Origin of the sequence: Haloferax sp. YSSS75 (assembly GCF_046764215.1) — an archaeon.
Lineage (GTDB): Archaea > Halobacteriota > Halobacteria > Halobacteriales > Haloferacaceae > Haloferax.
The window spans coordinates 1,138,080-1,164,464 of the sequence record NZ_CP177206.1; the positions used below are offsets into that span (position 1 = coordinate 1,138,080).

Annotated in this window: 29 protein-coding genes; 8 read left to right on the forward strand and 21 right to left on the reverse strand. The window is 63.1% G+C overall.

The genetic code is table 11. The features are described from left to right. Nucleotides 1-36: 36 nt before the first annotated feature. The 3 genes from ACK3R5_RS06005 to ACK3R5_RS06015 all read right to left on the reverse strand — a co-directional run bounded on the left by ACK3R5_RS06005 (nt 37) and on the right by ACK3R5_RS06015 (nt 3,679). Nucleotides 37-831, reverse strand: a complete 795-nt coding sequence (locus ACK3R5_RS06005; RefSeq protein ID WP_411968371.1) for a creatininase family protein — start codon at nt 829-831, stop codon at nt 37-39. Nucleotides 832-891: 60 nt separating this feature from the next. Next, nucleotides 892-2,496, reverse strand: a complete 1,605-nt coding sequence (locus tag ACK3R5_RS06010) for an acyl-CoA synthetase (protein ID WP_411963152.1) — start codon at nt 2,494-2,496, stop codon at nt 892-894. A gap of 67 nt (nt 2,497-2,563) precedes the next feature. Next, nucleotides 2,564-3,679 (reverse strand): bactofilin family protein, encoded by a 1,116-nt coding sequence (locus ACK3R5_RS06015; protein WP_411968372.1) that lies wholly within the window; start codon nt 3,677-3,679, stop codon nt 2,564-2,566. A 171-nt stretch (nt 3,680-3,850) separates the two neighbouring features. On the opposite strand from ACK3R5_RS06015, the gene ACK3R5_RS06020 reads away from it, so the two are divergent. Together ACK3R5_RS06020 and ACK3R5_RS06025 are read left to right on the forward strand one after the other, a co-directional pair. After that, nucleotides 3,851-4,825, forward strand: a complete 975-nt coding sequence (locus ACK3R5_RS06020) for an aldo/keto reductase (RefSeq protein WP_411968373.1) — start codon at nt 3,851-3,853, stop codon at nt 4,823-4,825. A 36-nt stretch (nt 4,826-4,861) separates the two neighbouring features. Continuing rightward, nucleotides 4,862-5,356, forward strand: coding sequence for a hypothetical protein (locus ACK3R5_RS06025; protein ID WP_411968374.1), 495 nt, complete (start codon nt 4,862-4,864; stop codon nt 5,354-5,356). Here ACK3R5_RS06025 and ACK3R5_RS06030 read toward each other — a convergent pair. Both ACK3R5_RS06030 and ACK3R5_RS06035 read right to left on the reverse strand, forming a co-directional pair. After that, entirely contained in the window at nt 5,332-6,531 is a 1,200-nt protein-coding gene (locus ACK3R5_RS06030) for an MFS transporter (RefSeq protein WP_411968375.1), read from the reverse strand. The two genes, ACK3R5_RS06025 and ACK3R5_RS06030, sit on opposite strands and share 25 nt — an antisense overlap. Nucleotides 6,532-6,619: 88 nt before the next feature. Beyond that, complete coding sequence (locus ACK3R5_RS06035) at nt 6,620-7,285, reverse strand: SCO family protein (protein WP_411968376.1); 666 nt, start codon at nt 7,283-7,285, stop codon at nt 6,620-6,622. A 166-nt stretch (nt 7,286-7,451) separates the two neighbouring features. Between ACK3R5_RS06035 and ACK3R5_RS06040 the strand changes: the two genes are divergently transcribed. Beyond that, on the forward strand, nt 7,452-8,750 hold the full coding sequence (locus ACK3R5_RS06040; RefSeq protein ID WP_411968377.1) for a twin-arginine translocation signal domain-containing protein: 1,299 nt from the start codon (nt 7,452-7,454) through the stop codon (nt 8,748-8,750). Nucleotides 8,751-8,773: 23 nt separating this feature from the next. Here the strand turns inward: ACK3R5_RS06040 and ACK3R5_RS06045 are convergent, their stop codons facing one another. From ACK3R5_RS06045 to ACK3R5_RS06055, 3 genes are all read right to left on the reverse strand, one after another. Further along, nucleotides 8,774-9,442: a cytochrome c biogenesis CcdA family protein gene (locus tag ACK3R5_RS06045; protein ID WP_411968378.1), complete on the reverse strand. Its 669-nt coding sequence runs from the start codon at nt 9,440-9,442 to the stop codon at nt 8,774-8,776. Continuing rightward, complete coding sequence (locus ACK3R5_RS06050; protein ID WP_411968379.1) at nt 9,442-10,008, reverse strand: TlpA family protein disulfide reductase; 567 nt, start codon at nt 10,006-10,008, stop codon at nt 9,442-9,444. The genes ACK3R5_RS06045 and ACK3R5_RS06050 overlap by 1 nt, the downstream gene beginning before the upstream one ends. Before the next feature lie 135 nt (nt 10,009-10,143). Continuing rightward, a complete protein-coding gene (locus ACK3R5_RS06055; RefSeq protein ID WP_411968380.1) occupies nt 10,144-10,815 on the reverse strand; it encodes a thioredoxin domain-containing protein in 672 nt (223 codons plus the stop codon). Nucleotides 10,816-10,923: 108 nt separating this feature from the next. Between ACK3R5_RS06055 and ACK3R5_RS06060 the strand changes: the two genes are divergently transcribed. Beyond that, nucleotides 10,924-11,256, forward strand: coding sequence for a 2Fe-2S iron-sulfur cluster-binding protein (locus ACK3R5_RS06060; protein ID WP_411963162.1), 333 nt, complete (start codon nt 10,924-10,926; stop codon nt 11,254-11,256). 15 nt (nt 11,257-11,271) lie between these two features. Here ACK3R5_RS06060 and ACK3R5_RS06065 read toward each other — a convergent pair whose 3' ends face one another. Then, on the reverse strand, nt 11,272-11,841 hold the full coding sequence (locus ACK3R5_RS06065; protein WP_411963163.1) for an NUDIX hydrolase: 570 nt from the start codon (nt 11,839-11,841) through the stop codon (nt 11,272-11,274). Between the two features lie 217 nt (nt 11,842-12,058). On the opposite strand from ACK3R5_RS06065, the gene ACK3R5_RS06070 reads away from it, so the two are divergent. Together ACK3R5_RS06070 and ACK3R5_RS06075 are read left to right on the forward strand one after the other, a co-directional pair. Then, nucleotides 12,059-12,250, forward strand: coding sequence for a DUF1918 domain-containing protein (locus ACK3R5_RS06070; RefSeq protein ID WP_411963164.1), 192 nt, complete (start codon nt 12,059-12,061; stop codon nt 12,248-12,250). Nucleotides 12,251-12,286: 36 nt separating this feature from the next. Next, complete coding sequence (locus tag ACK3R5_RS06075) at nt 12,287-12,715, forward strand: RNA-binding protein (RefSeq protein ID WP_411963165.1); 429 nt, start codon at nt 12,287-12,289, stop codon at nt 12,713-12,715. Between the two features lie 24 nt (nt 12,716-12,739). Here ACK3R5_RS06075 and ACK3R5_RS06080 read toward each other — a convergent pair whose 3' ends face one another. Both ACK3R5_RS06080 and ACK3R5_RS06085 read right to left on the reverse strand, forming a co-directional pair. Further along, the gene (locus tag ACK3R5_RS06080) at nt 12,740-13,303 is read right to left on the reverse strand and encodes a thioredoxin family protein (protein ID WP_411968381.1); all 564 of its coding nucleotides are present in this window, start codon (nt 13,301-13,303) and stop codon (nt 12,740-12,742) included. Between the two features lie 56 nt (nt 13,304-13,359). After that, nucleotides 13,360-13,785 carry an EamA family transporter gene (locus ACK3R5_RS06085; protein WP_411963167.1) on the reverse strand — a complete coding sequence of 142 codons (426 nt, stop codon included), beginning with the start codon at nt 13,783-13,785 and terminating at the stop codon, nt 13,360-13,362. Between the two features lie 167 nt (nt 13,786-13,952). Between ACK3R5_RS06085 and ACK3R5_RS06090 the strand changes: the two genes are divergently transcribed. Next, entirely contained in the window at nt 13,953-14,150 is a 198-nt protein-coding gene (locus tag ACK3R5_RS06090; RefSeq protein ID WP_411963168.1) for a hypothetical protein, read from the forward strand. A gap of 46 nt (nt 14,151-14,196) precedes the next feature. Here the strand turns inward: ACK3R5_RS06090 and ACK3R5_RS06095 are convergent, their stop codons facing one another. The 9 genes from ACK3R5_RS06095 to ACK3R5_RS06135 all read right to left on the reverse strand — a co-directional run bounded on the left by ACK3R5_RS06095 (nt 14,197) and on the right by ACK3R5_RS06135 (nt 24,245). Continuing rightward, nucleotides 14,197-14,643 carry an ester cyclase gene (locus ACK3R5_RS06095; RefSeq protein ID WP_411968382.1) on the reverse strand — a complete coding sequence of 149 codons (447 nt, stop codon included), beginning with the start codon at nt 14,641-14,643 and terminating at the stop codon, nt 14,197-14,199. A 124-nt stretch (nt 14,644-14,767) separates the two neighbouring features. Next, entirely contained in the window at nt 14,768-15,214 is a 447-nt protein-coding gene (locus ACK3R5_RS06100) for an ester cyclase (RefSeq protein ID WP_411963170.1), read from the reverse strand. Between the two features lie 125 nt (nt 15,215-15,339). Then, nucleotides 15,340-16,578 (reverse strand): MFS transporter, encoded by a 1,239-nt coding sequence (locus tag ACK3R5_RS06105; RefSeq protein WP_411968383.1) that lies wholly within the window; start codon nt 16,576-16,578, stop codon nt 15,340-15,342. Nucleotides 16,579-16,656: 78 nt separating this feature from the next. Next, complete coding sequence (locus ACK3R5_RS06110) at nt 16,657-17,547, reverse strand: DUF58 domain-containing protein (protein WP_411968384.1); 891 nt, start codon at nt 17,545-17,547, stop codon at nt 16,657-16,659. Then, entirely contained in the window at nt 17,544-18,557 is a 1,014-nt protein-coding gene (locus tag ACK3R5_RS06115) for an AAA family ATPase (RefSeq protein WP_411963173.1), read from the reverse strand. The genes ACK3R5_RS06110 and ACK3R5_RS06115 overlap by 4 nt, the downstream gene beginning before the upstream one ends. After that, nucleotides 18,550-19,446 carry a hypothetical protein gene (locus tag ACK3R5_RS06120; protein WP_411968385.1) on the reverse strand — a complete coding sequence of 299 codons (897 nt, stop codon included), beginning with the start codon at nt 19,444-19,446 and terminating at the stop codon, nt 18,550-18,552. Before ACK3R5_RS06120 ends, ACK3R5_RS06115 begins: the two co-directional genes overlap by 8 nt. Further along, entirely contained in the window at nt 19,436-20,077 is a 642-nt protein-coding gene (locus tag ACK3R5_RS06125; RefSeq protein WP_411968386.1) for a chromosome partitioning protein, read from the reverse strand. The genes ACK3R5_RS06120 and ACK3R5_RS06125 overlap by 11 nt, the downstream gene beginning before the upstream one ends. Continuing rightward, nucleotides 20,074-22,449: a VWA domain-containing protein gene (locus ACK3R5_RS06130; protein ID WP_411968387.1), complete on the reverse strand. Its 2,376-nt coding sequence runs from the start codon at nt 22,447-22,449 to the stop codon at nt 20,074-20,076. The genes ACK3R5_RS06125 and ACK3R5_RS06130 overlap by 4 nt, the downstream gene beginning before the upstream one ends. Further along, complete coding sequence (locus ACK3R5_RS06135) at nt 22,449-24,245, reverse strand: vWA domain-containing protein (RefSeq protein ID WP_411968388.1); 1,797 nt, start codon at nt 24,243-24,245, stop codon at nt 22,449-22,451. The genes ACK3R5_RS06130 and ACK3R5_RS06135 overlap by 1 nt, the downstream gene beginning before the upstream one ends. Nucleotides 24,246-24,448: 203 nt before the next feature. Between ACK3R5_RS06135 and nhaC the strand changes: the two genes are divergently transcribed. Then, nucleotides 24,449-25,903, forward strand: coding sequence for a Na+/H+ antiporter NhaC (gene nhaC / locus ACK3R5_RS06140; RefSeq protein WP_411968389.1), 1,455 nt, complete (start codon nt 24,449-24,451; stop codon nt 25,901-25,903). A gap of 40 nt (nt 25,904-25,943) precedes the next feature. On the opposite strand, the gene ACK3R5_RS06145 is transcribed toward nhaC, so the two are convergent. Then, nucleotides 25,944-26,351, reverse strand: a complete 408-nt coding sequence (locus ACK3R5_RS06145; protein WP_411968390.1) for a hypothetical protein — start codon at nt 26,349-26,351, stop codon at nt 25,944-25,946. Nucleotides 26,352-26,385 lie beyond the last annotated feature (34 nt).

A 26,385-nucleotide genomic window follows, 5' to 3' on the forward strand; every position in this document is an offset into this window, starting at 1 on the left:
TGGTGACGAAAAGAGCGTGTCGCCCCGGCGTATCACTCAGCGACGTTCGCCCGGTTGCGGGTCGACGTGTGCGGGGGCCATCAGGTCCGAGAAAGGTTGGGCGTCGAGCCAGTCGAGGAGTTCGACGAGTTGGTCGCACGCCGCCTCGAACAGTTCTGCACCAGCCTCGGGCGTGGCGTCTGTCTGGTCGCCGAAGACGCCGTTCTCCGAGTTCTCGATAGCGTCGTAGAACGTCCGCGCGCCGTGTTCGCGGAGGTGGTCGTCGGTCAGGTCGACGACACCGCCATCCCGCGCGTCCGCGAGTTTGTCGTCTCTGACGAGTTCGCGTGCGACATGCATAATCATCGCCGTCTCCTTCGGCCCACCGTGTGGTCCGGGGTGGTCGAACAGGTCCGTCACGAGGTCAGGTATCGACTCGTCCCACATCCACTCGATGGCGTACATCGTCCCGTCGTCACGGAGTCGTCGCCCGACTTCGCGGAGATGTTGAACGTTTCCACCGTGGGCGTTGACGAACACGACCCGGTCGATGCCGTGATACGCGAGATTTCGCGTCATCGACTCGACGTAGTCGCGGAACTGCGGTGGGTCGACCCACATCGTCCCGTGGAACTGGCGGTGGTGCGGACTCACGCCTACGTTCACCGTCGGGGTGCAGAGGTACCCAGTACGCTCGGTTGCGGCACGGGCCAGTGACTCGGCGATGAGGTGGTCCGTCGCCAGTGGGAGATGTGGCCCGTGCTGTTCTGTCGACCCGAGTGGAACGACGGCCAGTGACGATTCAGCGACGTAGTCTCCGAGTTCCGGCCACGTCTGGTCGGCGATGTACATGCAGGTCTGATAGCGGCGACGCGTAAAGAAGGTGAACAGTCCGAGGAGGTTCGAGGGGCGTTACTTCTCTTGTGACCGGAGTTCGATACGGCGAATCTTCCCCGACGACGTCTTCGGGAGTTCCGCGACGAACTCGATTTCGCGCGGGTACTTGTACGGGGCCGTCTCCTGTTTCATGAACTCCTGTAACTCGTCGACGAGTTCGTCAGAGCCTTCGTAGCCATCGACGAGAACGACGAACGCCTTGACGATGCTGCCGCGTTCTTCGTGTGGACTCGCGACTGCGGCGGCCTCTGCGACTGCTTCGTGAGACACCAGTGCGTCTTCGACTTCGAACGGCCCGATGCGGTAGCCAGACGAGATGATGATGTCGTCGGCACGGCCTTCGAAGAAGAAGTAGCCGTCTTCGTCGCGGGAGGCCAGGTCACCTGTTCGGTAGTAGTCGCCCGAGAACGTCTTTTCGTCCAGATTCGGCTTGTCGTAGTAACCGTCGAAGATTCCCGGACAGCCAACCGGAACGGCGATTTCACCGATTTCACCGTCGTCGACTTCGTTTCCGTTATCGTCGATGATGGTCGTCCCGAGTCCCGGCGTGGGTTTGCCCATACTGCCGGGTTTCACGTCGATACCGGGGTAGTTGGTGAGGAGCGCTACCGTCTCGGTCTGGCCGTACCCGTCGCGCGGGATGATGCCGAACGCTTCGCGGAACGCTTCGATGGGTTCGCGGTTGAGTGGTTCGCCGGCCGACAGCACTTCCGACAGCGCGAGGTCGTACGAACCGAGGTCACGTTGAGCGAACATGCGGTACTGGGTCGGGACGGCACAGAGACGGGTGACGCCCTCTTCTTCCATCAGTTCGAGGAAGGTGTCGGGTTCGAAGTCGCCGCGGTAGACGAACTGGGTCGCACCCGTCGTCAGGCCGACGCCGACGGGACTCCAGAACCACTTGGCCCACCCGGTTCCGGTCGTCGCCCACAGGAGTTCGTCCGACAGGTCGGCGTCGGCCGTGACGCCCCACCAGTAGGGTGCGTTGACGAGTTCGAAACAGCGCATCCAACGGTGGCGGTGGCGGACCGGTTTCGGTTGCCCCGTCGTCCCCGAGGTGTAGTTGATGGACATCGGGTCTTCGGCTTTCAGTTCCGGGCCGTCGTGGTCTGCGGACTGGCCGTCGACGAGTTCGGCGAACTCGGTCCATCCGTCCGCCTCGCCCCCGAGGACGACGAAGTTTTCGAGCGGTGTGTCGTCGCGTACCTCGTCGACCATGCCGACGAGCGACTGGTGGACGACGGCCGTCGACGCCTCGCAGTCGTTCGCGCGGAACTCGATATCCTTCGGCTTGAGCATCGACGAACTCGGGACGAGCAGTGCCCCACGCTTGAGCGCACCGAGTTGGACGGCGAAGACGTCGGGATGTCGCGGGAGGAGGTGGATGACGCGGTCACCCTTCCCGACACCCATCGATTCGAGCGCGTTCGCGAATCGGTTCATGTCGGTTCTGAGGTCCTCGTACGTTCGCTCGTCACGCCCTCCCTCGTCGTCGCGGAACTTCAGTGCCACCCGGTCGCCGAAGGAATCGGCGTGAGACTCGATGACTGCAGGGATGTTGTAGCCCTCGGGGATGTCCCACTCGAACGATTCCAGTTCGGCGTCGTAGTCGACTGTCATAACTCGACAGACAGAGAGGAATGTAATAATTGTTCGTCCGCGATTCTGAGGGGGTGGTGGGCCGCCGTCAGGCCATCGGAGAGCCTTCTTGCGGACCTTCGTCGGGCATGGTCACGCTCTCGTCGCCGTCGTCACCGGACTCTCCGCGGAGTGCCAGCGCGAACGCGCCGAGACCCACGAGCAGGACGACGAAGTCGACGATGCTGCCGAACGGGACGAAGTCGAGGAGCGCGAGGACGAACAGGCCGAGGAACAGCGCGGCCCAGCGGTTCTCGTAGTCAGCGAGCGACAGCGCCCACGTCCCGAAGACGAGCGCACCGTAGATGCTCGCTATCCAGAGCACCAGCAGGAACCCGAGGCCACCAGCGAAGGACAGCGGGATGCCGATAATCGTCAGGAGCAAGACGAGCAAGACGATTGGGATGGCGACGAAGAGGAGGAGTCCGACGCCACCGCTCCGGACGGCTTTCTTCGTCCCGAGTCCCGTCACGCGGCGGGCGAAGCTCGGTGCGACGAGGACGATGATTGCGCCGAGGACGAGGTTAGTCAGGAGCCAGTAGCCCGTGAAGACCCACTGTGGGATGACGGGGCCTTCGAACTGGCCGACAGGAATGCCGAAGACGGGCGGGCCGACGATGTTCAGGTCGTCGACTTGCGTCGCCCCGCCGGCTATCGCTGCGCCAGAGTCGATTGTCGCCGTCACGGCGTCGTACTCCATCGCACCGCCGATTTGGGCAGTCGGGCCGACGATGAGCGTCTCGGCACCGACTGTCACGTCGCCGCCGACAGCACCGTCGAGTCGGATTTCTCCGGCACCGGCCTCCATCGACCCACCGATAGTTCCGGTATCGCGGAGGAGGATGGCACCTGCAGCGAGGTTCACGTCACCGCCGACGATGCCACTGATGGTGATACTCCCTGCGACACCTTCGAGTGTTCCAGTCACTTCACCGGTATCGGTTACGATGACGCTGCCCGCTGCAACCGAGACGTCACCGTCTACCGTTCCGGCGATGATGACCGACCCGCCGGCCGCTTCCAGGTCACCGGTGTAGGTTTCCCCTTCACCGATGACGATAGCACCGCCGGCCGGCGGTGCTTGTTGTGCAGTCGCCACGCCCGCGACAGACCCCACGACGAGGACTGCGAGGAAGATGGCGACCAGTGTGGTTCTATTGAACATCGGATTCACCGAGGCTTTGCCTCAGTATTATGATACGTTTCGGGGGAGCATATACTGGTGTATTTGGTCTCGTAATCGGAGAATTGGGCGGTACCGGTCTGGTACGTTGGTCGGTGAACCGGATTCGCCCGTTCGTTCATCTTTTTGCCGCTCCCCGGTGTGCCCTCCGACATGGAGTATACGACGCTCGGCGACACTGGGATGGAAGTCTCGCGTATCTGCCTCGGATGTATGAGTTTCGGCACGTCAGATTGGCGTGAGTGGGTCTTAGACGAAGACGAGGGACTCGAACTCGTCGAACGCGCTATCGAACTCGGTATCAACTTCTTCGACACCGCGAACATGTACTCCGACGGCGAGTCCGAACGCGTCCTCGGGAAGGCACTGGAGGGCCGCCGCGACGAGATGGTCGTCGCGTCGAAAGTCTACTTCCAGATGGACGACGACGACCCGAACTCGGGTGGCCTCGGTCGAAAGGCAATCGAGCAGGAACTCGACAACTCCCTCGAACGCCTCGGGATGGACACGCTCGACCTGCTGCAGATTCACCGGTGGGACCACGACACGCCAATCGAGACGACGATGCGCGCCCTCGACGACGCGATTCGACGGGGGAAGACCCGGTACGTCGGCGGGTCGTCCATGTGGGCCCACCAGTTCGCAGAGGCGCAGTACACGGCGGATTCGCTCGGCCTCGACCGGTTTGCGACCATGCAGAACCACTACAACCTGCTGTATCGCGAGGAAGAACGCGAGATGCTGCCGCTCTGTGAGAAGTTCGGTGTCGGCGTCATCCCGTGGTCGCCGCTCGCTCGTGGCTATCTCGCGCGGCCACACGAGGAGTTCGACGCGACCACGCGGGGCGAGTCGGACGAACACGCCAAGCGCCACCCCTACTTCGAAGGTGGCGGCCAAGAGGTGAACGAACGCGTGCAGGAACTCGCCGCCGAGAAGGGCGTGAAGATGGCCCAAATCGCACTGGCGTGGCAGTTCCACAAAGACTGGGTCGACGCGCCAATCGTCGGCACGACGAGCATCGAACACCTCGAAGACGCCGTCGAAGCCCTCGACATCAAACTCTCTGACTCCGACGTCGAGTATCTCGAAGAACCGTACCAACCGGTTCGCATCTCCGGCCACGAATAGGGGAACACACTTTAGGTCGTCTCGTGAGATTCGGCCGTGCACAGGCAACTCGTCAGACTCGCCCGTGACGACCCCGAACGGGCACTCCTCGGGGTCGAACTCGTCCTCGCGGCGGCGACGCTCCTCGGCGTTGGGTTGATACTCGCCTCGCCACTCGTCGACTCGGAGATACTCGTCGATACCGGTCTTCCGATTGTGATGGTCGCTATCTCCGTTCTCACCGTCACGTCGTTGCTCGCAGGGGCGCGACGAATCGTCCGTCTCGTCACCGGACGGGGTGGACTGACAATCGAGTCGTTCTGGCGGATGCTCGAAGTGGTGTTCGCCTTCTTCGTCGTGGGCATCGTCGCCCTCGCGGTTCAACTCGGGCAGTACGCACAGACGATTCCGAACCCGCGCGGTGGTGGCGTCTTCGTCGGCCTCTTCCTCGCGTTCGTCCTCGCGGGTATCGGCCTTGCTGTCATCGTCTGTCTCCGTGGGATGTGGCGCGTCGTCGACGCCGAGATTCAGTCCGCGCTCGACAGGGGGTGACCCTCACGCGACGTGTCGAGTCGCTTGACCGCCCGGAGTGCGACGACGGCAATCGCTACTTCTGCGAACCCGACGACCAGAAACGACGGCAGGTAGCCGACGACGTCGGCGACGACGCCGCCGACGACGAACCCGGTGAGGAAGCCGAGACTCCCGAAGACGTTGAACCCGCCGAGTGCGGCACCGCGTTCACCTGCCGGTGCGAGGTCGGTCACGAGCGCCATCGTCGCCGGCGCGACTAACGCGCCGAACACACCGACGACGACCATCAGTCCCGCCGCGAGTTCGAGCGTCGGCGCGAGGCCGACGGCGACGATAGCGAGGCCGTAGCAAATCGACCCGACGACGACCGGACTGAACCGGCCGATACGGTCCGACAGCGACCCGAAGGGGTACTGCAACACCGCAAACGGGACGAAGAAGAGTGCGAGCACCGCGCCTGCGATAGTGGCGTCGACGCCGAACGTCTCACGGAAGTAGAACACGCCGACGAGCGCGAAGAATCCGGCCGTCATTCTGTCGATGAAGCCGAAGGCGTAGGGGACGCCGAACGCCGGGCGAGCGACTAACTTCCTGAGGACGGTTCCGATGGCGACACGCGTCGAGTCGGGTGCTCTGTCGGGAACCGTCGAGACGAGTAGCGCGACGCCGACGAGGACGATACCCGACGCGTACAGCGGTGCCAGCGGTTCGAACGTCGAGAGACGGCCACCGACGACTGACCCGAGTGCGGCACCGAGGCCGATAGCGATACCGGCCGCACCCATGTTTCGACCGTTGCCGCCCGAGAGGTCCGCGAGCATCGTAATCGAAAGCGAGAACGCGCCAATCGTCATCGCACCGCCGAGGAGTCGAACCACGAGTGCGACGCCGAAGGAGGACCCGAGAGACGGGAGCAGGGCGAGCACGAAGTAACTCGCCGCCCCGCCGAGTGCGCCGGCGACGATGAGCGACGTTCGCCGCCCGAGAGCGTCAGAGGCGGCACCCCACACGCTCGCGAAGGCGATGAACGCCGCGAACTCCGCGACGAGAAACAGCATCCCCGCCGAGATGTCGCCACTGCCACCCAGTGCGGAGACGAGGTCAGCGACGCCGGGATAGAGAAGCACCTGCGAGATGAGCACTCCCCAGACGGCGACGGCGAGCGTCATTCGTTCACGGCGAGTCGCATCCATATACAGGACGTAGATACTCGGCCAAAATAGCACTGTCTCTGTGGGGTCGCCGGGACCGAACCGGTCGTCGGGGTCCGGAAGCGACTCGTCAGGCCTCTCTCAGTGCGGTCAGGTCGTCGATGAGCGTCCCTTCGTCCGGTTGGTTGCCGCGATAGGTTCGCTCGACGTAGCCGTCGCCGTTGACGAGCATCACGAGTCCGAGGTGGGTGAACATGTAGTTCCCTTCCTCGTTCGGTTCGTCTTTCTGGAAGAAGACGCCGAACTCGTCTTGGACGATGGACTTCGCCGCCGCCTCGTCTTCGGTCCGGAGGAAGTGCCAGTTTCCGACGTCCATGTCGACGTTCATCTGGTCTGCTTCCGCGCGGAAAGCCTCGGCATCGTCGCGGGCAGGGTCGAACGTAATCGGATAGAACGACACCTCGTCGGCGTAGCCTTCGGTGACGGAGTGAATCTGCACTTCTCGGAGCGCACTGATGAGGACCGGACACACCGTCATGCAGTTCGTGAAGAAGAACGTGTGGAAGTGCGGTCCGTCGATGTCGCGGACCAAAACCTCGGTTCCGCGGATAGGGTCGGTTAGCGTCACGTCCGGAACCTGTTGGCCCCACGCGGGATACGGCAGGTCCTCGCTGGAAACGTCGTTTTCGCGGTCAGGCTTGGAGAGCGAGACGTTCGGGTTGCCGCCACCGAGACACCCGGCGAGGCCGACTGCTGCACCAGAACCGACAGCGCGGAGATAGGTTCGTCGCTTCATTGTCGTCTCTATCAGCCAGATGCTCAAATGCTGTTTGGTGTGTGATGGAGGCGTCCAACCGCCCGAATCGGATTCGAGAATCGAACCACGCTCGCGGCGCGAACACCAGCCACACTCGCGGCACGAACACCAGAACGGACTTGCCGCAGAGGTCCCTAGCCGGAGTATGTTCGACGGGTCGCCGTCTCGCCGGGAGTTCCTGAAAGCCGCCGTCGCGACGGGCGGGGCCGCAGCACTCTCAGCATGTCTCGACAGTACGCCGGACGAACCCGTCCCGGCCGGAACCGACGACTTCGACGCGCTTCCGGCGAGTCAACACGCGTGGAACGACGCCTGCCAGTCCGACGAGTACGGCAACGTCGAGATGCCGCGCCATCAGGTCCTCCTCTACGTCGAGTTGGACCGCGATGGCCCACCGACCGAGTCCGACCGGTCGACCGTCGAATCTGCGTTTCGCGTCCTCGACAGGGCGTACGAACGCAGTCACGAGGGACTCCTCTGGTCGGTTGGCTACTCGCCGCGGTACTTCCAGCGATTCGACGACCCACTCCCGGATTCTATCGACCTGCCCGAACCGCGGGCGCTCTCTCCGTTCGAGACGCCCGAATTCGACCGACAGGACGCGCTCGTCCACCTCGCGTCGGACCGGGCGGACGTCGTTCTCGAAGCGGAACAGGCGCTCTTCGGTGAGGTGGACGACGCCAACGGTGTCACCGTCGAATCCGACCTCTCGGGCGTGTTCTCGGTCGATTCGCGGCGGACTGGATTCGTCGGTGCTGGCCTCCCGGCCGAACACCAGTCAGATATCAACGGCATCCCGGATGGCGACCCGGTTCCGGAGGCGTCGCCGCTGTTCATGGGGTTCAAAGCCGGGTTCGCCAAGAATCAGGCCACCGAGGAGTACGTCACCATCGACGACGGCCCGTTCGCCGGGGCGACGACGAAACACGTCGCCAACGTCCGCCAGCGACTCGGAGACTGGTACGAGGAAGAAGACCGGTATCATCGCGTCATGAAACTGTTCTCGCCGGGGCACGCCGAGGAAGGACTCGTCGAGGGCGTCGGTGCGAACCTCGGCGACGACAGCGGCATCGACGCGATGCTCGACCGGATTCGAGATGACGCCGAGCAGTTCGGCCACGTCGGCCACGCACAGAAAGCGGCCCGGGCCAATCGCGACGACGAGGGGAACGTCAAACTCCTCCGTCGGCACTTCGAATCGACCGACGACGGAATCGCCAGCCTCCACTTCCCGTCGCTTCAGCGTGGTATCTCGGACTTCGAAGCGGTTCGCGAAGCGATGAACGGCACCGACCTGACCGACATCCCGACCATCCGCCAGCGAGTGAGCAACGGGATTCTGGAGTATCTCTTCGTCAAGCACCGCGGTAACTTTCTCGTGCCGCCGCGCCGGATTCGGCCGTTGCCGACGCCGACGGGTGAAATCACGATTCTGGACGACTGAGTCCGAAGACACAGAACGCGTTCTCAGACGTACCCGAGGAACGACAGCGCGAGGCCGATTTGCCAGACGCCGGCGGCAATCATCACGACGGCGGCGAACTTCTGGACGGACCCGACGTATCCCGATAGCGCCCGAATCCGGTCGCCACCGAGGGCGGCCAACACCGTCACGATAGCGAGTGGGAACGCCGCCGCCGCGGCGTACGCGCCGAGTGAGATGGCGGCCTGTGAGGTGGGGAGCGCCAGCGACTGCGCGACGACACCGAGGAAGATTGGGACGACACATCCGGCGGCGGCGAGGCCGTACACCGCACCGAAGATGCCGAACCCGGCCACCGACGACCGATATTCGGGGAGGACGACGTGGAGACTCGGGGCCCGACCAGAGAACATCAGCAGGCCGAAGACGACGAGTGCACCGCCGACGACTGGTTCGAGTAACGCGAGGTGTGAGGCGATGCGACTACTGACGAGCGTGAGTACGCCCCCGATTGTCGCGAGCACGACGAGCGAAGCGAGGGAGGCGACACCGCCGCGCGTGACGGCCCCGCCGAGGTCAGCCTCCTCCCGAGAGAGGTAGTAACCGACGTATCCTGGGAGGAGCGGATACGCACAGGGGGCGAAGAACGTCGCGACTCCGGCGCTGATAGCGAACGCCAGTGTCCCGGCGAACGCGGGGTCGAGGCCGACCATCACCGGACTGCCTCGACGGCGTCCCGGAGATTCGCTTCACTCGCGAGTCCACGGTGGGTCCATGTCACGGACCCGTCGGCGTCGAAGACGACGAGATAGGGGAGGCCGTTCGCGCGGACTGCCCGCATCAACTGGCTCTCAGGGTCGTGGCCGACGGTCCAGTCGCCGTCGTGTTCGGTCCACCAGTCTCGGATGTCGTCCATGGTGAGGCCACCGCCGAGTCGTTCGTTCGTCACGGAGACGAACGCCACGTCGTCACCGAACTCGTCGTGGAGTTTCCGGAGCGACTCCATCTGTGCCACACACGGTGCACACCACGTCGCGAACAGGTCGAGGACGGTTGGCGTCCCCTCGGCGGGGATTCGCGTCTCACCGGCAGCCGACCCCTGTGCGTCGATGGTCTCGACGACGAGCGGAAGGTCGTTCGAAGCTGCCGAGTCGTCCGACTCTTCGGCCCCCGTGGTCGTGGCTTCGCCTCCTGACCCGCCGGAAGTGCCGCCGAGACATCCGGCGACGCCGGCGAGGCCTGTCCCTGCGAGCAGGGCGAGCACGTCGCGCCTGTTCACCACCGACCACCTCGCCGTCGGACGGGTGACTGCAGCATCGCTCTCATACGTATCGATAGGAGAATCTCGACCTAAAGAAGCGCTGGTGTCGTGCGCGAATCATGCGAGAGAGGTGGTGTAAACGTCGAATCCAGCTTATCGAGCGTTTTCGATGGCAGATTGGACGGCGTCCCACGACGGAGAGACCTGTTGTCCGTTTACGAGGACGGTAGGCGTCCCCCGAAAGCCTCTGTCGTCTGCGGCGTCCGTGCGTTCCGCTTCGAGGAGCGGGCGGTAGCGTTCGCGGGACGCGGCAGTGGCGACGGAACAGCCGTCAAGTCCCGCGTCGGTTGCGATTTCTTCGAGCGTCGAGAGCTTCGTCTCTGCGTCACCGCCACTGAACGACGACTGGTTCTCGTAGAGGGTGTGCGAGAAGTCGAAGAACGTCTCGTCGTCTGCTTCGTTCTGTACCTGCCGGGCGGCAGAGGCCCCCTTCCACGACCACCACTCGTTTACCGGCAGTGGGAAGTCGTGGTGGCGATAGCGGACGATTCCTTCAGAGACGTAGTTCGACTCGATTTTCGGGAGGACTTCGAGACTGAACGTCGCACAGTGGGGACACGCGAAGTCTTCCCACCCATCGACGACGACAGTCGCGTCTTCGGGACCCATCGCAGGTGCGGGGAGTGAGTCGACCTGTTCGCGTTGGGGGACGTCACATTCGAGAGCGGATGCGGCATTGCCGCCAGACCCGCCGACACAACCTGCAGTGCCGAGAGCCAATGCACTTGCTGTGGTGGCGAGATACGCGCGCCGAGTCTGTCGCATACATTGACCGAGGGTGGTGTCGTACTTAGACTCACCGGGGCCCAGTCGGCAGGTTTCCGTCACGGAGAGAACGATACCACTTAAGTCACAGCGTGCATCCTGTGGGGCGTGCCAACTGTCGACTACCGCGGCCGCGAGATTAGCTGTGACCGGGGGTCGGTCCTCCGTGACGTCCTTCGTGGGGCCGGCGAGTCGCCGCACAACGGACATTCGGCGTGGTTCAACTGTCGCGGCGGCGGGTCCTGCGGGACGTGTGCCGTGTGGGTGGAAGGGCCAGTCACCTACCGGACCCGAAAAGAGCGACTGCGTCTTCGCATCCCACCCCACGAACTGGGTTCGGGCCTCCGACTGGCGTGTCAGACGCTCGTCTTGGGTGACCTCACGGTGGAGAAGTATCCGGGATTTTGGGGCCAACACGTCGACGACGAACCCATCGACTGACGCGGCGAGGGGGACTCACTCGTCTGCGACGTAGTCGAACCACGTCCGAAGGTCCGCCCTGTCTCTCGTGTCGTCGGGCACGTCGTCGATAGGGAACCACCGAGCAGCGGACACCTCGCCGTCCGGGTCGTCGGCGACGGGCGTCGACCCGTCGTCGGCACGCGCCCGATAAATCGGCATGACACCCCACGTCTGGTGGCCGTCACTCCGAATCTTCACTTTCGTCGCCATGGCGAGGCCGTCGTAGTCGGCCGTGATTCCCGCTTCTTCGACGAGTTCTCGTCGGGCGGCGTCGCTGAAACTCTCGCCGTCGTCGACGCCGCCACCGGGGAGGACCCACATATCGACGCCGTCGTGTCTCACGAGGAGGACTTCGTCGTCGCCACGCCGAACGACGGTGTGGGCTCCGTAGGGCGTCCCGGACGACTTCACGCGCAACGCCAGCGTCCTGAAGCGGTCACGAGAGACCCGGCGTGTGTGGACCGGTTCGAGAAAGTCAGTGTGCGTCCGCTGGAGGCGGTGGTACGCCTGTTCGGCCCGCTGTCGTGCCTGGTCTGCGAGGAACCACAGGTTGTCGACGCTCATCGGGTTCCGTCGGGCGGATGGATTGCGAGCGGACGCTTCACCATACGTGGAGTTAGAAGTGACTCCACAAATCGGCTTCGACACCGCGCTGTGAGGGGTCGAGAGGCGGCGGTGGCGCAGTGACTGACTCCCGGCGTGCACGCCCGTAGATGGTCGGCGTGCGTCGTCGCCGCGCCCAATCATCGCCCTTTTATTCGACGGGGGGATACCTGTGTCCATGAGCTTCGAGAAAGACGACAAAGTCGTTCTGCACGACCAGCACAGCGAGTTCGACGGCGAGACGGGGACGATTACGCAGGTCATCGAGAGCATGTTCGGAGAACCGACCTACACCATCAGCTTCGACGAAGGGCAGGAAGTCGGCATCCCCGAAGACCAACTCGAAGCTGTCGAAGAAGACGAAGAATAACCCGACGACACCGCCGCCTCCGAAAAGACCCCGACAATGCCACGCGTTCCATTTCACTACATCGACCTTCGAACGTTCTGTTACGAGACAGAGGACGACAAACGGGTCGAGGAGGCGCTTCGGACCTTCCTCCCCGACGAGTTCGAGATAGACCGTATAGAGAGCACCGGCCACCACGGTGACCGAATCGTCGTCTTCTCGGCGCGCGCCGAACGGGCCGACGACATCCGGCACGTCCTCTCGAAGATTCGAGAACTCGACGACTTCGACGGCCTTCTGGACGAACTCGACGACAGAGTCACCGAGAACACGGAGTTCTTCCTCAGACTCGACAAACAAGCAGCGTTCAAAGGCGAGGTGCGTCGTGGGGGCGGCCTCACGCTTCGTGCGAAAGTCGAAGCCTACCCCGCGAAGAAGGAGGCGGCCGTCGAAAACGCTCGCGAAGCACTTCTCAGCGACGAGTAATCCGCGGCGGTTCTCACGCCCGCGTCACTCGTCTTTCCACTTGATAGAACAGCCCTGCGAGGGGTATTCCTCGACGGGAATCTCCTCTCCAGCGAGGAGCGCTTCGACTGCCTCGCGCATCTCGTACTCGGTGACGTCGTCGTCGGGACTCATCGCGTCGTCGATGCGAGAGTGGAACACCAGTTCGAACCCGTCGCCTGTGTTCTCGAAGAGGAACGGGTCTGGCGTACACACCGCCCCGTAGGACGCCGCGACGTCCTGTGATTCGTCGTGCAGGTAGGCCGTGTACTGAATCGTCCCGTCGGCGACGAGTTCTTTCATCCGGTCGAACGAGTCGTCGGGGTACTCCTCGGCGTCGTTCGGGTTGATGCCGACGACGGCCAAGTCGTCGTACGCCGCGGCGAGGTGGTTCAGTTCGTCGAACTTCGCTTTCGCGTAGGGACAGTGGTTACACGTAAAGACGACGAGCAGGGCGTCGTACGCTCCGAACGACGCCAGCGAGTACGTCTCACCGTCGGTGCCCGGGAGTTCGAACGCCGGTGCTTCGTCACCGAGTTCGAGTTCAGAATCGGATTCGAGTAGTACCATACGCCGACGTTGGTCCGCGAGAGACAAAAGCCGTTGGCCCACCGAACCGAACTGGGTTATTCGACAGAGACGAGGAAGACGGCGAGCACGGCGAAGGCGATGCCGGCGGCCTTTCGAACCGTCACCGGTTCGCCGAGGGCGACGATGCCGACGAGCGACGAGACGGCCAGAAACATGCCGAATATCGGCGCGACGATAGAGACTGGTCCGAGGGCCAGCGCACGGTAGTACGAGAGGATACCGACGGCCAGACAGACACCGGCGAAGAGGACGTACGGCAGTTTCGAACTGACGAGAGAGTCCGAGACGCTCTGTCCGGAGACGACGATGACGCCGAGCGTGGCGGCCACGAGGACAGTATTTGCGACGAGAGCGGCCACGTCGCTCGGAATCTTCCCCTGTCCAGTCGTCGCGACTTTCATCAACGGTGCGACGAGAGAGTACGCGCCGAGCGCGACGACGGCCCACGAGATGTAGTTCACCGGGAGTTCACCATTCGACTACCGGATGCGGACTGTGTATAGGGTTACGATTCGACTCTCCTCCACGGATGAACGTTCACCTAGAAATATCGGAATGTGTCGATACTATGTTTTCAGATTCTGCAATAGAGAATATCTTTATCAAGTATTATCGCATATGAGTAGACATGTCCCAGGAAGTTACACCCTCGGTCATCGCACAGACGTGGGACGACCCGACTCGGTGCCCGTTCTGCCTCGCCGAACTAGAGAGCGCCGGTGCAGGCTTCATCGACCACATCGACGAGAGTCCAATCTGTCGGCAAGGATTCGGCATGTGGCGAGATGCAGTCGCCGACGACGTCGGCGGCGAGTGGTCTGGCTGAGTCCCTTCGTTCGGCAGGATGCGACTATTTTCAAAAGAGTAGCTGTTCACTCGGGCGTGATGCCGAGTTGCGCCATCATCGTCATGATGTCCGTACTGTTCCACTCTTCGACGACGAGTCCTCCCTCGACACGAACCTCGTAGAGTCCCCACGTGTCCATCTTATTGTTCGTCGGTGGAATGTCGCCTCGGGCACTGCGAAGCGTTCCGTCGTGCGTTCCAGTCAGGCGATATCGTCCATAGACGTGGTCGTCTACCGCCTTCACGTCGGACAGTTCGACGTGGAGGTCCGAGAACGCGTCGTGGTATTTTCTCGCCCATTCTTTCACCGCGTCGGTTCCCACGATTCCCTCCGGTTCAGAGAACGCGTGCGCTTCGACGAGTGGGTCGTACTCCTCGTCGACGATGTCGTAGTTCTTCTTGTTCCACAACTCTTCGACGATTCTGAACGACATTTCGCGGTTCTTACGTTCCTGGTCTGTGAGTTCTGCCATCAGGTACCACCGTGTGTAGAGAGGCGAGACAGCGGCATAATGATGAATTCTTGTCATCCAGACTGTCGGTGCTGAATAGAAAAACCGGTGACACACCGTCGAGGGGGGAACTCGAAGGTGACGCTCACTCGGGGGCGAATCCGAGTTGGGTCGCCAGCGTCATCTGGTCTGTGCTGTTCCACTCTTCGACACAGAGTCCGCCTTCGTAGCGTCCTTCGATGAGGCCCCACGTGTCCATCTTGCGGTGCGTCGGAGGAACGTCGCCCATCTGGGTTTCGAGCGTCCCGTCGTGGGTCCCTGTCATGCGATATCGGGCGAAGACTCTGTCCTCTTTCGCCGTCATGTCGAATATCTCGACGTGGAAGTCCGAGAACGCCTCGTGGTACCGCTTGGCGAAGTCCTTCACGGCCTTCGTCCCGACGATAGCCTCCGGGTCGGAGAACGTGTGCATCTCGACGAGCGGGTCGTACTCCTCGTCGACGACGTCGTAGTTCCGCTTGTTCCACAGTTCGTCTGCGATTCGGAGTCCGGACTGTCGGTGCTGTCGTTCCGTATCGGATAACGTGGTCATCTCTCTCACCACTAGAAAAGACGCGAGAGAGCGGCTTAGTTATGAATTCTTGCTGTCAAGAACGTCAAAGATGGAACGAACGCGACTCCGTGGAGACAGTCGAGATCTCGCGTCTAGTCACGTCGTCAGTCACTGGCCGTCGCCTTCGGCGTCCGTGCCGACCCGTCGACGTGGCCGAGAAGCCACTTCGTGAGGCCGAGCGAGACGACGCCGAGGATGGCGACGACACCAAAGGCGACTCGAACACCGGCGATATCGATGAGTGCGCCGAACGCCGGCGGTGCGACTGCGCCCCCGAGTGAGATGCCGATGGTGACGACGGCGAAGTTCTTCCCGAGGTCACTCCGCCGTGAGAGGCGGTCCGCGAGCGTCGAACGTGCCGGCCGAGAGACGCTGATAGTCCCACTGAAGGGGAGCACCAAGACGAGGAGCGCGAGCGGAAGCGACCCGGTAGCGAGGAGCGCCGCCAGTCCGGCGAGTGCGGCGTAACCCCCGAGTGCGACGTTCCCGGGGCCGATTCGGTCGGTGAGACTCCCACCGAGGAGAATCATCCCCGCCCCCGTCACGAGCATCCCCGAGACGAGGACGTTGGCGGTTCCCGGTGTCAGACCGTACCCATCGGCGAGTAACTGTGGAGAGTACGTCCTGATACACCACGCCGCCGCCGACGTGAGAAACGAGAGGAGCGCGAGTCCCATCAACCCCGAAGACCGGACGAGTTGGGCGCCACCACGGAGAACACCGTCGAGCGACGGCCGAGATGTCGGCCTGTCGGAGTCTGCCGGCCGTGCAATCGACGGCGGGAACCTGCGGGCGACGGGGAGTGCGACGAGCGCGAACCCGCCACCGAGGAGGGCGACGATGCCGATGACCCACCGCCAGTCGAGTCCGAGATAGCCAGTGCCCGCGGCGATTGCGTACGGGATGGCGAACCCGAGTGACCCGCCGAGTGCGTGAAGTGAGTACGCCCGCCCGCGGTTCGTCTCCGACGACGCCGTGGCGAGGAGGGGATAGTGTGCCGGATGGTGGCCGGCGATACCGACGCCCAAGAGTGCCTGTGAGACCAATAGCCAGTAGTACGATGGCGCGAGGGCAGTCGCGGCGATGCCGAACGTGCCGCCGACGAGTGAGATAGCGAGGACGGCAGTGCGACTCTTCGTGTCCGAAAGATAGCCGAACGGGAGTTGCAAGAGTGTCACGACGGCCCCCTGAACACCGATTGCGAGGCCGACAGCAGCGATGCTCACGTCGAACTCGGCGGCGACGGCGCCGATGACCGGCGCGAGCGCGACCAGATATGCGTGGTTGACGACGTGCGACCCGGCGACGAGGCCAACGACCCGGCGTTCCTGCGTCTCCGTCACAAGCGGTACCTCACCGTCAGTGGTCAAAAACACGCCGTCTGCGGCGAGACACACCGCGTCGACGTTCGGTCCGACTCGTCAGCGTCGCACGCGACGTTGACCGCCGAGTCGGGCCCCGAGCCACAATCTCGCGAACGTCTCGAAGAAGTCCGAACCGGTGTCGACCAGTTCTCGTTCGACGTCGAGGATGCGACAGCGCTCTCCGATGTCGTCGACGTGCGACTGGAGTCGTTCGTCGTATCGTCTCGCGGCGGTTCCGCCGAAGTAGGTCCGACGAACCGCGTCGGATTCCGGGTCTTCGAAGATGGCGTCGCCCGTCGTCGACGGGCCGAGTTCTTCGGGCGTCAACACCTGTGCGACGAGGACGTCGTTTCGGGCGAGTGCGGCCAGACCATCGCCGATGTCGTCTGGGTCGAACAGCAAGTCGCTTATCACCAAGACGAGCGAGCGCGAGCGAATCGTATCGGCGTACGCTTCGAGTGCCGCCTTGAAGTCGCCGTTGCCGACCGGTTTCGTCTCATTGAGATGGTCGACGAGGCGAAGCACTTCACCCTGCGTCGAGGTGTCCGTATCGATACGGTCGGGCGACTGCGTCACGAGCGAGAACCGGAAATCGTTGTGGTCTTCGGCGGTCAGGTGACAAAATCCCAGTCCGAGTTTCGCGCCGTATTCGAATTTGTTCTGTCCGCCCTCGCCGAAGTCCATCGACGCGGTGGCGTCGAGGAGGACGTGGACGGTCAGGTTTCGCTCTGCTTCGAACCGTTTGATGAACAGTTCTTCCGTTCGAGCGAAGACTCGCCAGTCGATGAGTCGCGGGTCGTCACCGGGGACGTAGCGTCGATAATCGCTGAACGTGAGTCCCTCGCCCACGTCGGGCGACTGCTGGTCGCCTTCGAACGGCGCGTTCGACGCGCGTTTGAGTGCGGTGTCGAATCGGTCGAGTTCGTCGAGAAAGTCCGGGTCTATCATTCGAGGAGGCGTTCGACCACGTCGTCGGGGGTGAGGCCCTCGCGTTCGGCCCGGAAGTCGAGGATGATGCGGTGGCGGATGACCGGTGCCGCCATCTCGGTGACGTCCTCCCACGAGACGTGGGACCGTCCGTGGACGAACGCTCGGGCCTTCGCCGCGAGGACGAGCGCCATGCTCGCTCGCGGACTCGCACCGAACTCGATGGTCTCGTCTTCGCGCGTCCGCCGGACCAACTGGATGATGCTGTCGCGGATGTCGTCAGCGATTGGAACCTGGCGAACGAGTTGCTGGGCGGCGACGAGATGCTGCTGTGAGAGGACTCGCTCTACCTCGGGCACCGTCTCGCCTTCTGCGTACTTCTTGACGATGGTTCGTTCGTCGTCGAACGTCGGGTAGTCCACGACGATTTTCATGAGGAAGCGGTCGGTCTGTGCCTCCGGGAGCGGATACGTACCGCCCTGGTCGATGGGGTTCTGGGTCGCCAGCACGAAGAACGGTTTGGGGAGGGTGTACGTGTGGCCGGCCGCAGTCACCTGTTTTTCTTGCATCGCTTCGAGGAGCGCGGACTGCGTCTTCGGCGTCGCCCGGTTGATTTCGTCCGCGAGGACGACGTTCGCGAAGATTGGCCCGCGTTCGAAGGCGAACTCGCGTCCGTCGGGCGTCTCGCGGATAATCTCCGTGCCGGTGATGTCGGACGGCATCAGGTCGGGTGTGTTCTGGATACGCGAAAACTGCAGGTCAGTCGCCGCGGCGAGCGTGCGAACCAGTGTCGTCTTCCCGAGACCAGGATTCGATTCGAGGAGTGCGTTGCCGTCACAGAGGACACAGACGAGGAGGCGTTCGACCACGTCTTCCTGTCCGATGATGCGTTTTCCCACCTCGGCGGTGATAGCCGAGACGCTCTCTTGGAGTTCGTCGACGCTCAGGTCGTCGAATTCGTCTGTGGCAGCGTCTCTCGACTGCGTCGAGTCGATGTCGTCTCCGGAGTTCCAGTTGAATTTATCAGTCATCGTCTTGGTCTCGTATCTTGAGCGTGTAGTCGCGGATTAGTTCGGCCTCGTCGAGGGTCTCTTCGGCGAGATAGCCGGCGCGTTGGCTTTCGACGCCCGGGTCGCCACTGAACCCACTTGCGTCGTAGGCGTCGGCCGACGAACTCCCCTCCTCGCCGCCAGACACTCCTGCGAGTGTCGCGTTCAACTCCTCTGACCCGGCGGTGACGTCTTCGGGGTCACCGAGAATCGCGCTCCCGTTTTGGAGTTCCGCCGCCCTGTCGTCGTCGCCGAACTGGTCGCCATCTCCGTTTCCGTTGCCGTTGAGGACGTCGAACTGCAGGTCCGAAATCGACACCTGGACGCTCGCGACAGAGAGCAACAACGCGATGAACAGCGTGACGAAGACGCGTCGCGTCGGGAGTAACTCGACGGACGACGTAGACCGCAGGCGTGCGAGCACGTCGTCGTAGAGTTCGAGCGCCATCTTCGAGTTCCGGTCGGAACCGACCGTATCGCGTGCGGTTCGGAGTGCTTCGGCCACAGACGGATTCACGCGCTCGAACTGTTCGACCGGCGGGCGTCGCATCCGAAGCGAGTACTCGGCGACGAAGGCGACGATGCCGACGACGAGTGAAATCGGGACGGCCACGTGAACCGGCGCGACGAGGTCCACACCGGGAACTGCGGCGAGCGAGATGGACTCCGAAAACGGCAGGTTGACGATTCGCAACACGACGTTCGTCAACAGGGTGAGCACCGCCGCGTCGACGACGCTCGGCACGAGTGCCGCTTTCTTGACTTCACGTCGCACCTCGGTGACGGCGGCGGCCATCTCCGCCGAGCGCTCGTCGTCAGTCGCTGTTCGCGGTGCGTCGAAGTCGGTTGGGGAGGAAGTTTCAGACGTCATTACATGCGGGGGGCTTGTCGCCTTCGATTGCTGCACACGCCGATTCGAGGTCGGATTCGAGATTGTCGACGTCGCTTCGGAGGCCAGAGACTTCCGTTTGGAGTTGGTTTATGTCGTCTTCGAGCGCCCCGATTTGCTGTTCGAGGTCGGCGTTCGACTCGTCGAGTTTGTCGTTTATCGCTTCGAGATTCTCGACTTCGTCCTCGAGGCGAGACTGGATAATCTCACGGTCGTCGAGTTCGGCGACGAGTGCGTCGATGCGCGTCCGCGATTGGCGGAGTTGTACTTCCGCCTCGGCGAGTCGTTCCCGAGTCTCTGTCAGTTCCGCTCGCGTCTCCGCCAGACGAGATTCGGTCACTTCGAGGTCGGACGACACCTGCGATACGTCACCTTGCGATTGTTCGAGTGATTCGTTCAGTTCGTCCAACTGCTCGTTGGCCGTCGAGAGGTCCTGTTGGGATTGCGATAAGTCGGACTCCAGTGCTTCGTTTCGCTCTCGCAACTGCTCGTTTTGGTCGTCGAGCGAATCGACAGAGTACTGGTAGAACATCGTCGCACCGACCGTTCCAGCGGTGAGGAGGACGACGATGGCGACGAGGCCGATATTCAGGGACCGGCCGAGGGAACTCATATCAAACCACCTTCACTTTGGGTTCGTCCCCGATACACTTGAACTCGCCGGAGAAGTACCTCTCCGAGGTAGACCAGGAAGGCCACGAGGACGAAGTAGACGGCCCACTCGTCCCGAACTGGTTTCACACCTGCTGCATTGTCGCGCGCGGACCTGGCTATTTCGGCGGCGTCACCCGAGTCGTACAGTCGGCCGCCAGTGTCGGCGACTGCCGCTTGGAGCGCCGTCGACGTGCCGAACCCGCCGTATTCGTCCTGGTAGTTGACCGCCAACTCGGTGTCGAGAACGTCCCTGTAGCCTTGATCCGTGGGGACGACAGTCGCCTCGTAGACGCCGGGACTGACCGCCGAGAACGTGATATTCTCCGTCTCTTCGGGCCGACTCTCGCCGCGGTAGACGACGGTCACGGCCGACCCGACGCGGGTGTCACGCACGTCGGTGACGCCAGTGGCTTTTCGCTCGGGGTCACCGATGACGTAGTTGGTCGATTTCGTCAGTAACAACGAGTCTGGTCGCGCGAGCAGGCCGTCGAGTGACCCGTCGGAACCGTAGGACGTAATCGTCGCGACGCGGCCCAGACCGTAGCGCCACGAGGCGACGGCAGGCGTCCCGTCGTCGGCGGCGACGAGGAAGTTCGCACCGCGTCTGATGGCCACGTCGTTGACGCTTCCGGGGTTCGACGTCAACTCCACGCCGGCGGTGATGAAGTCGTTCTGGTTGACGATGGTCAGACCGTCGCCGGCGTACTGCCGGTTCGCCCCGCCGAAGAGGATTCGGAGACGGTTGGTCTCGTCGGCACGGAGGTAGTTTCCACCCGACGCTCGTGCGATGGCGCGCAACGTCCGTTCGTTCGGACTCGGGCAGGTACCGATAGTGATGACGCGGACACCGTCGCTGCCGAGTTGGTTCGCGACCGATGCAGCGTCTTCGAACCGGTCGTGGCCGTCGCTGATGAGGATAATCGTCCCCTGCCGGTCCCCGAGTTGTTGGGCCGCACCTCTGAGACCGACGGCGATGTCGGTCGCACCGCCCGATTCGAGGCGGCGGATGAGGTCGGCGGTAGACTCGCGGTTCTGGCCGATTGGCCGAAGTGGCGCAACCTCGTATGCGAGGTAGTTGAACCCGACGATACCGACCTGATTCTCGTCGCCGAGTTGTTCGAGTGCGTCGAGTGCGACGCTCTTCTGGACGCGCATCCCGCTTTCCGCGCTCCCGGAGACGTCGATAGCGAAGACCAGGTTCGTCGTCTGTGACGCACCTTCGCCGGTGGTGACCGGGAGCATCGAGGCGAGACTCGACCCGTCGTAGCCACCGTTTTCGAACGAGTTCCGACCGCCGACGACGAGTAAGCCGCCCCCGTCGATGACGAATCGCTGGAGCGTGTCGACTTCGCCCACGTCGCCGACGTCCATGTCCTGTAAGACGACGGCGTGGTACCGCGAGAGGTCCGACGGGACTCGGTCTGCGTTGTCCACCTCGTACAACTCCGAGAGATACGCCCGGAGGGGGTAGTCCTCCCGCGACACGTAGAGCACTCTCGGCGGTTCGACGACGCGAACGGTCTTGTAGAAGACGTTGTTCCGGTCGAACTCGTCGTCGGTGTCGATACGTGCGGTGATGCGGTGGACGCCAGTCGTCTGGAACGTCTGTGTGAACTCGACGCGGCCCGGTGACTGGAAGGACTCACGAGACACCTCCTCACCGTCGATTTCGATCACCATCTCGACAGTCGTCGGTCCGTCGGGGGAGACGCCATCGACCTGTGCGAGAAACGCGTTCTCGACGCCGACACTCGTCTTCGCCGGGCCGTTGATAGTGACGTACTGTTCGGTGTCAGTCGGTTGCGGTGGGACGGCACTGACAGTCGCGTTCAGGTCGCCGGCCAAGGTGGCCGCAGAGGCGAGCGACCGCCCGCGGGTCACTTGTCCGTCGGAGACCATGACGACAGTCCCGTCCGGACGGAGGTTCGCCGCCAGCGCCTCCCCGAGTGGCGATTCGTCACCTCGTGCGACAGTCGAGACGGTGACTGGAACCCCCTCGTCTTCGATATCCTCCGCGAGTCGCGACGCGATGGCCGACGAGGGTTCCATGCTGTCGGATTCGTCGACGAGGAGCGTCACTTGCGGGTCGCCGTCCGTCTGCCGGTCCATGACCGTGTACGGCCCCATGGCGGCGACGACCAACAGGAAGACGACGACCAGTCGCGACGCGAAGAGCAGTCGCCTCGACCGGGTGCCAGCGGTTCCCGACGCACCCTGGAAGACCAGTGCCCACACGAGTGCGACGGCGAGTGGGAAGGCGACGAGGAACAGTGGGCGGGCGAGGCCAACCGTGACGTCGCCGAATTGGGTCGTCCACACGAGTGGTGTCATCAGAGGTCACCCCTGCGCCGCAGGTAGGCGAGTTCGACGAACGTGACGGCGAGGGCGACGAAGACCACCCACTCGGTCAGTGCGTCGGGGACGAGACGCTCCTCGACGCGCGTGGGGAACGAGTCGGGCGTGTCCTCGCCGGTCAACGACGGTGCGACCACGTCTGATTCTGACTCGCTGAGGAGCGACGCCGCGTATCGCTCGTCACCGACGCTGTAAAACCCGGCGTCGGTGAGTCGGACTTCTGGACCGGTCGCCTGGCCTGTCGGTGTCTCGATGGTCTGATTGGGGCCGACAGAGAGGGTGCCACCCGTCGGCCGGTTGAGTTCAGTCAGTGTCGAGCGTCCGGCGAGGTAGAAGACGGTCCGTTTCCAGAACACCGGATACTGATAGTTGAACTTGAACGCCGACTGCTCTTCGATAAAGCCGTAGTAGACGATTCGCCCGGAGTCGCGCTCCGAGATGGCGACGAGTGACGTTCCATCGTTCGCCGTCACCAGCGAGGTTCCCTCGCGGAGTTCGCCTTCGACGTACTCCGTCGGCGGGGGGAAGCTGATTCCGCGGGTGATGTCGTGGTCTGCGACCGACCGAATCGTCGGGTTGGTCCCGATTCGGTCCGGGGCGACGAGGAGAAGCGAGTCGTAGTCCGGCGGGTCGTCCTGTACCTGAATCGCCACACCGCCACCGTCTTCGAGTAGGTCCTGCCCGGCGTCGACGTTACTGACGAGCAGTCTGTCAGGGTCGAGGTTGCTGTAGATGATGACGTCGTAGGAACCGGGGACACTCGTCGGTGGACTGTCCACCGTCAGCGACACCTCGGGGATGACCGAGAGTGCGGCCGTGAGGTACCGGTTTTCGTCGTTCGTCAGGACGAGCACGTCTATCGACTCGTCTTCGGGCGCGGCCACGTACAGCGTATCGTCGGTTGGGAACGAGTCCTCTGTCGTGAGCGAGACGCGCCCGCCACCGGTCGGAACCGGTAACGTCGCCGTCGCCACGTCACCCGGCGCGAGTTCGAGTGGGCGACTAAACCCACCGAGTGCGACTCGCCGCGTCGCAGTCGTGTCGCCGTAGTTCTTGACCGTCACGGTGACGTTCGTCCCGGAGAAACTCCGGTCAACGATACCGACGTTTCCGGACCCGCCGCCGTCGAACTGCTGGAGTTCGACGACCAGTCCTCTCGCACGCGCCTCGCGGACCGCCTCTGCCCACGGCGAATCGTCGGCGAAGTCACTGAGGACGACGATACGAGCATCCTCTCCAGCGATGGCCGTCGCCGTCGTAATCGCCGTGCGCAGGTCACCGGGCATGGCACTCACACGGAGGCCGTCCAGGACGGACTGCGCGTCTGTTCCACTCCCGCGCCTGAGGACGACGTCAGCGTTCGGACCCGCGGCGACGACGGACGTGGTGTCGGTCACTTCACTTCGAGCGGCACCGAGCGCCTGTTCGAAGCGCGTGCCGCCGTCGTCTCGAACGCCCATGCTCGCACTGATGTCCACCACGAGAACCGTCTCGGTCACCGTCTCGGACTCCGGAACGAGAACGTACGGCGTCGCCAGCGACACGACGAGAGCGACGATTGCGAGCAGTTGGATGACGAGAAGTAGGCTTCGAAGCAGACGGTCGAACAGCGGATTGGACGCGTTTCGTCCGGCCGTCTCGGTGAGAAACCGGTAGGTTGGGAGGGTCTTGCGGACCGGTTCGGGCCGCAAAAGATAGAGGACGATGAGTGGGATTACACCCAAGAGCCCCACCAATCCAAGCGGGGCTAAGAAGAACTCGTCGAGGACCATATCCCATTTGTCGTGCCCGACGGGGAAGGATGTTTCTCTCGTTGACACGTCTCTGACTGGATGCCCTCCCGTCACGAGGTGCGCGACTCGGTGAATTACTACTGAGCATATTTGTGCCAAACACGAACACGGCACTGCATAACAATGCACTCGAATTATAACACAACAGTATTTTATGTCCCAAGGTTATCCGTCAGCATACGATGGGAACTGATAGATACACGCCACGGTCGTTCGACGACCTCTCGCCGGAGAAACGCCCGAGCGTCGCGGAAGCGCTCGTTCCGGTCGTGGGACTCGTCGCCTTCCTCGGCGTCGGGTCGGCACTGCTGAAACTCGACCCGCACATTCCACTCATCTGGAGTATCGCGCTCGTCGGCCTCCTCGGTCGGTACGTGTGGGGCTACACGTGGAGTGACCTCTTCGACGGTATCGAACGAAGTCTCTCGATGGGGCTTCAGGCACTCCTCATCCTCTTTACCATCTACGGTGTCGTCGCGACGTGGGTGTCCGCCGGGACCATTCCCACGCTGATGTACTTCGGTCTCGACCTGCTCACGCCAGAGATATTCCTCCCTGCGACGGCCATCATCGTCGGAATCACGACGTTCGCCATCGGGTCGTCGTGGACCGCCGTCGGAACGCTCGGTGTCGCCTTCGTCGGTATCGGGTCGGGACTCGGCGTGCCGGCACCGATGACTGCCGGTGCAATCCTCACGGGGGCGTACGCCGGTGACAAGCAGTCGCCGCTGTCGGACACGACGAACCTCGCTGCCGCCGTGACGAACACCGACCTCTACGACCACATTCGTGCGATGCGAACCAGTACGCTCGTCGCGTTCGGTCTCTCGCTCGTCGGATTCATCGTCCTCAGTCTCGGCTTCTCCGGGGCGATTCCCGCCGGTCAAATCTCGGAGATTCAGACCGCACTCGCCTCGACGTACGACATTACCATCCTCGCATTCCTCCCCCTCGCCGTCACGTTCGGCCTCGCGGCCGCTGGCTATCCCGCACTCAACGTCCTCCTCGCGGGTGCGTTCGCCGGTGCGTTCACGAGCATCCTCGTACAGGGTGTCTCGTTCGTCGACGCGTGGCAGGTGTTCATGCGCGGGACGACGCCGGAGACGGGGTCCGAACTCGTCAATAGCCTGCTCGCCGCCGGTGGCGTCTCCGGGTCCGCGTGGACCATCGCCATCGTCGTCGCGGCACTGACCCTCGGTGGCCTGCTCGAACAGACGGGCGTCCTCGCCGTCCTCGCACATCGACTCGAACGCGGCATTCGGTCCACCGGGTCGCTCGTCGCCGCGACGGGCGCGTCCGCGATTCTGACGAACGCACTCACCGCACAACAGTACATGAGCATCGTCGTCCCGGGGATGACGCTCCGCAACACCTACGACGAGTTCGGCCTCGACAGTTCTGACCTCTCGTCGGCTATCGAGTCCGCGGGGACGCCGACTGGCGCGCTCTTCCCGTGGCACGCCGGTGGGGCGTACATGTCCGGTGTCCTCGGTGTGGCGACGCTCTCGTATGCGCCGTACTACCTGTTCGGCTATCTTTCGCCGCTCGTCCTGTTCGCCTTCGTCCTCGCCGGCGTCGGGTTCGCCGGCAACGCGACGGAGGCGGACCAGGGGTCTGTGAGTCCCGCCGACGACTGACTTCTCCTGTCGACTCTCTCCGCCGTCGTCGCGTGCGGCCTCACCGGTACAACGAATTCTTCATGTCCGACCGGACGGCAGCGAGGACGCCGACTCCCGAGAGGACGCCGAGGAGCGTCGGCGCGAACGTTCCGGGGTCTGTCCAGTCGAACGACTTGTAGGCCGAAAAGACGTAGTTGTGGCCGTTTCGTTCGATACCCTCGGGAGGCATCGACGACCCGTCTTGCATCACGACGCCGCCCGTCTCCAACGCTCCGTCGACGACTCGTTTTCGCTCTGGGCCGAGTTCGGCGTACTCCAAGCTAGATATCTCACGCGGGAACTCGTCTACCTCACGTTCGTACGTGTAGTGATAGTCGTAGTCGACGTGGACGACGAACAGCGCCACACCGGTGAGCGCCAGTGACCCGAACACGAAGAACGCGACGAAATGTTTCCAACTCGTCATTTTATGCGGCGTGCGAGTGGCGAGGGCAATAAAT

Bases quoted from the DNA above. Each gene is read 5' to 3' on its own strand.
- ACK3R5_RS06005 (WP_411968371.1), bottom strand. From the start codon at position 831: ATGTACATCGCCGACCAGACGTGGCCGGAACTCGGAGACTACGTCGCT.
- ACK3R5_RS06010 (WP_411963152.1), bottom strand. From the start codon at position 2,496: ATGACAGTCGACTACGACGCCGAACTGGAATCGTTCGAGTGGGACATC.
- ACK3R5_RS06015 (WP_411968372.1), bottom strand. From the start codon at position 3,679: ATGTTCAATAGAACCACACTGGTCGCCATCTTCCTCGCAGTCCTCGTC.
- ACK3R5_RS06020 (WP_411968373.1), top strand. From the start codon at position 3,851: ATGGAGTATACGACGCTCGGCGACACTGGGATGGAAGTCTCGCGTATC.
- ACK3R5_RS06030 (WP_411968375.1), bottom strand. From the start codon at position 6,531: ATGGATGCGACTCGCCGTGAACGAATGACGCTCGCCGTCGCCGTCTGG.
- ACK3R5_RS06035 (WP_411968376.1), bottom strand. From the start codon at position 7,285: ATGAAGCGACGAACCTATCTCCGCGCTGTCGGTTCTGGTGCAGCAGTC.
- ACK3R5_RS06040 (WP_411968377.1), top strand. From the start codon at position 7,452: ATGTTCGACGGGTCGCCGTCTCGCCGGGAGTTCCTGAAAGCCGCCGTC.
- ACK3R5_RS06045 (WP_411968378.1), bottom strand. From the start codon at position 9,442: ATGGTCGGCCTCGACCCCGCGTTCGCCGGGACACTGGCGTTCGCTATC.
- ACK3R5_RS06055 (WP_411968380.1), bottom strand. From the start codon at position 10,815: ATGCGACAGACTCGGCGCGCGTATCTCGCCACCACAGCAAGTGCATTG.
- ACK3R5_RS06065 (WP_411963163.1), bottom strand. From the start codon at position 11,841: ATGAGCGTCGACAACCTGTGGTTCCTCGCAGACCAGGCACGACAGCGG.
- ACK3R5_RS06070 (WP_411963164.1), top strand. From the start codon at position 12,059: ATGAGCTTCGAGAAAGACGACAAAGTCGTTCTGCACGACCAGCACAGC.
- ACK3R5_RS06075 (WP_411963165.1), top strand. From the start codon at position 12,287: ATGCCACGCGTTCCATTTCACTACATCGACCTTCGAACGTTCTGTTAC.
- ACK3R5_RS06080 (WP_411968381.1), bottom strand. From the start codon at position 13,303: ATGGTACTACTCGAATCCGATTCTGAACTCGAACTCGGTGACGAAGCA.
- ACK3R5_RS06090 (WP_411963168.1), top strand. From the start codon at position 13,953: ATGTCCCAGGAAGTTACACCCTCGGTCATCGCACAGACGTGGGACGAC.
- ACK3R5_RS06095 (WP_411968382.1), bottom strand. From the start codon at position 14,643: ATGGCAGAACTCACAGACCAGGAACGTAAGAACCGCGAAATGTCGTTC.
- ACK3R5_RS06100 (WP_411963170.1), bottom strand. From the start codon at position 15,214: ATGACCACGTTATCCGATACGGAACGACAGCACCGACAGTCCGGACTC.
- ACK3R5_RS06110 (WP_411968384.1), bottom strand. From the start codon at position 17,547: ATGATAGACCCGGACTTTCTCGACGAACTCGACCGATTCGACACCGCA.
- ACK3R5_RS06115 (WP_411963173.1), bottom strand. From the start codon at position 18,557: ATGACTGATAAATTCAACTGGAACTCCGGAGACGACATCGACTCGACG.
- ACK3R5_RS06120 (WP_411968385.1), bottom strand. From the start codon at position 19,446: ATGACGTCTGAAACTTCCTCCCCAACCGACTTCGACGCACCGCGAACA.
- ACK3R5_RS06125 (WP_411968386.1), bottom strand. From the start codon at position 20,077: ATGAGTTCCCTCGGCCGGTCCCTGAATATCGGCCTCGTCGCCATCGTC.
- ACK3R5_RS06130 (WP_411968387.1), bottom strand. From the start codon at position 22,449: ATGACACCACTCGTGTGGACGACCCAATTCGGCGACGTCACGGTTGGC.
- ACK3R5_RS06135 (WP_411968388.1), bottom strand. From the start codon at position 24,245: ATGGTCCTCGACGAGTTCTTCTTAGCCCCGCTTGGATTGGTGGGGCTC.
- nhaC (WP_411968389.1), top strand. From the start codon at position 24,449: ATGGGAACTGATAGATACACGCCACGGTCGTTCGACGACCTCTCGCCG.
- ACK3R5_RS06145 (WP_411968390.1), bottom strand. From the start codon at position 26,351: ATGACGAGTTGGAAACATTTCGTCGCGTTCTTCGTGTTCGGGTCACTG.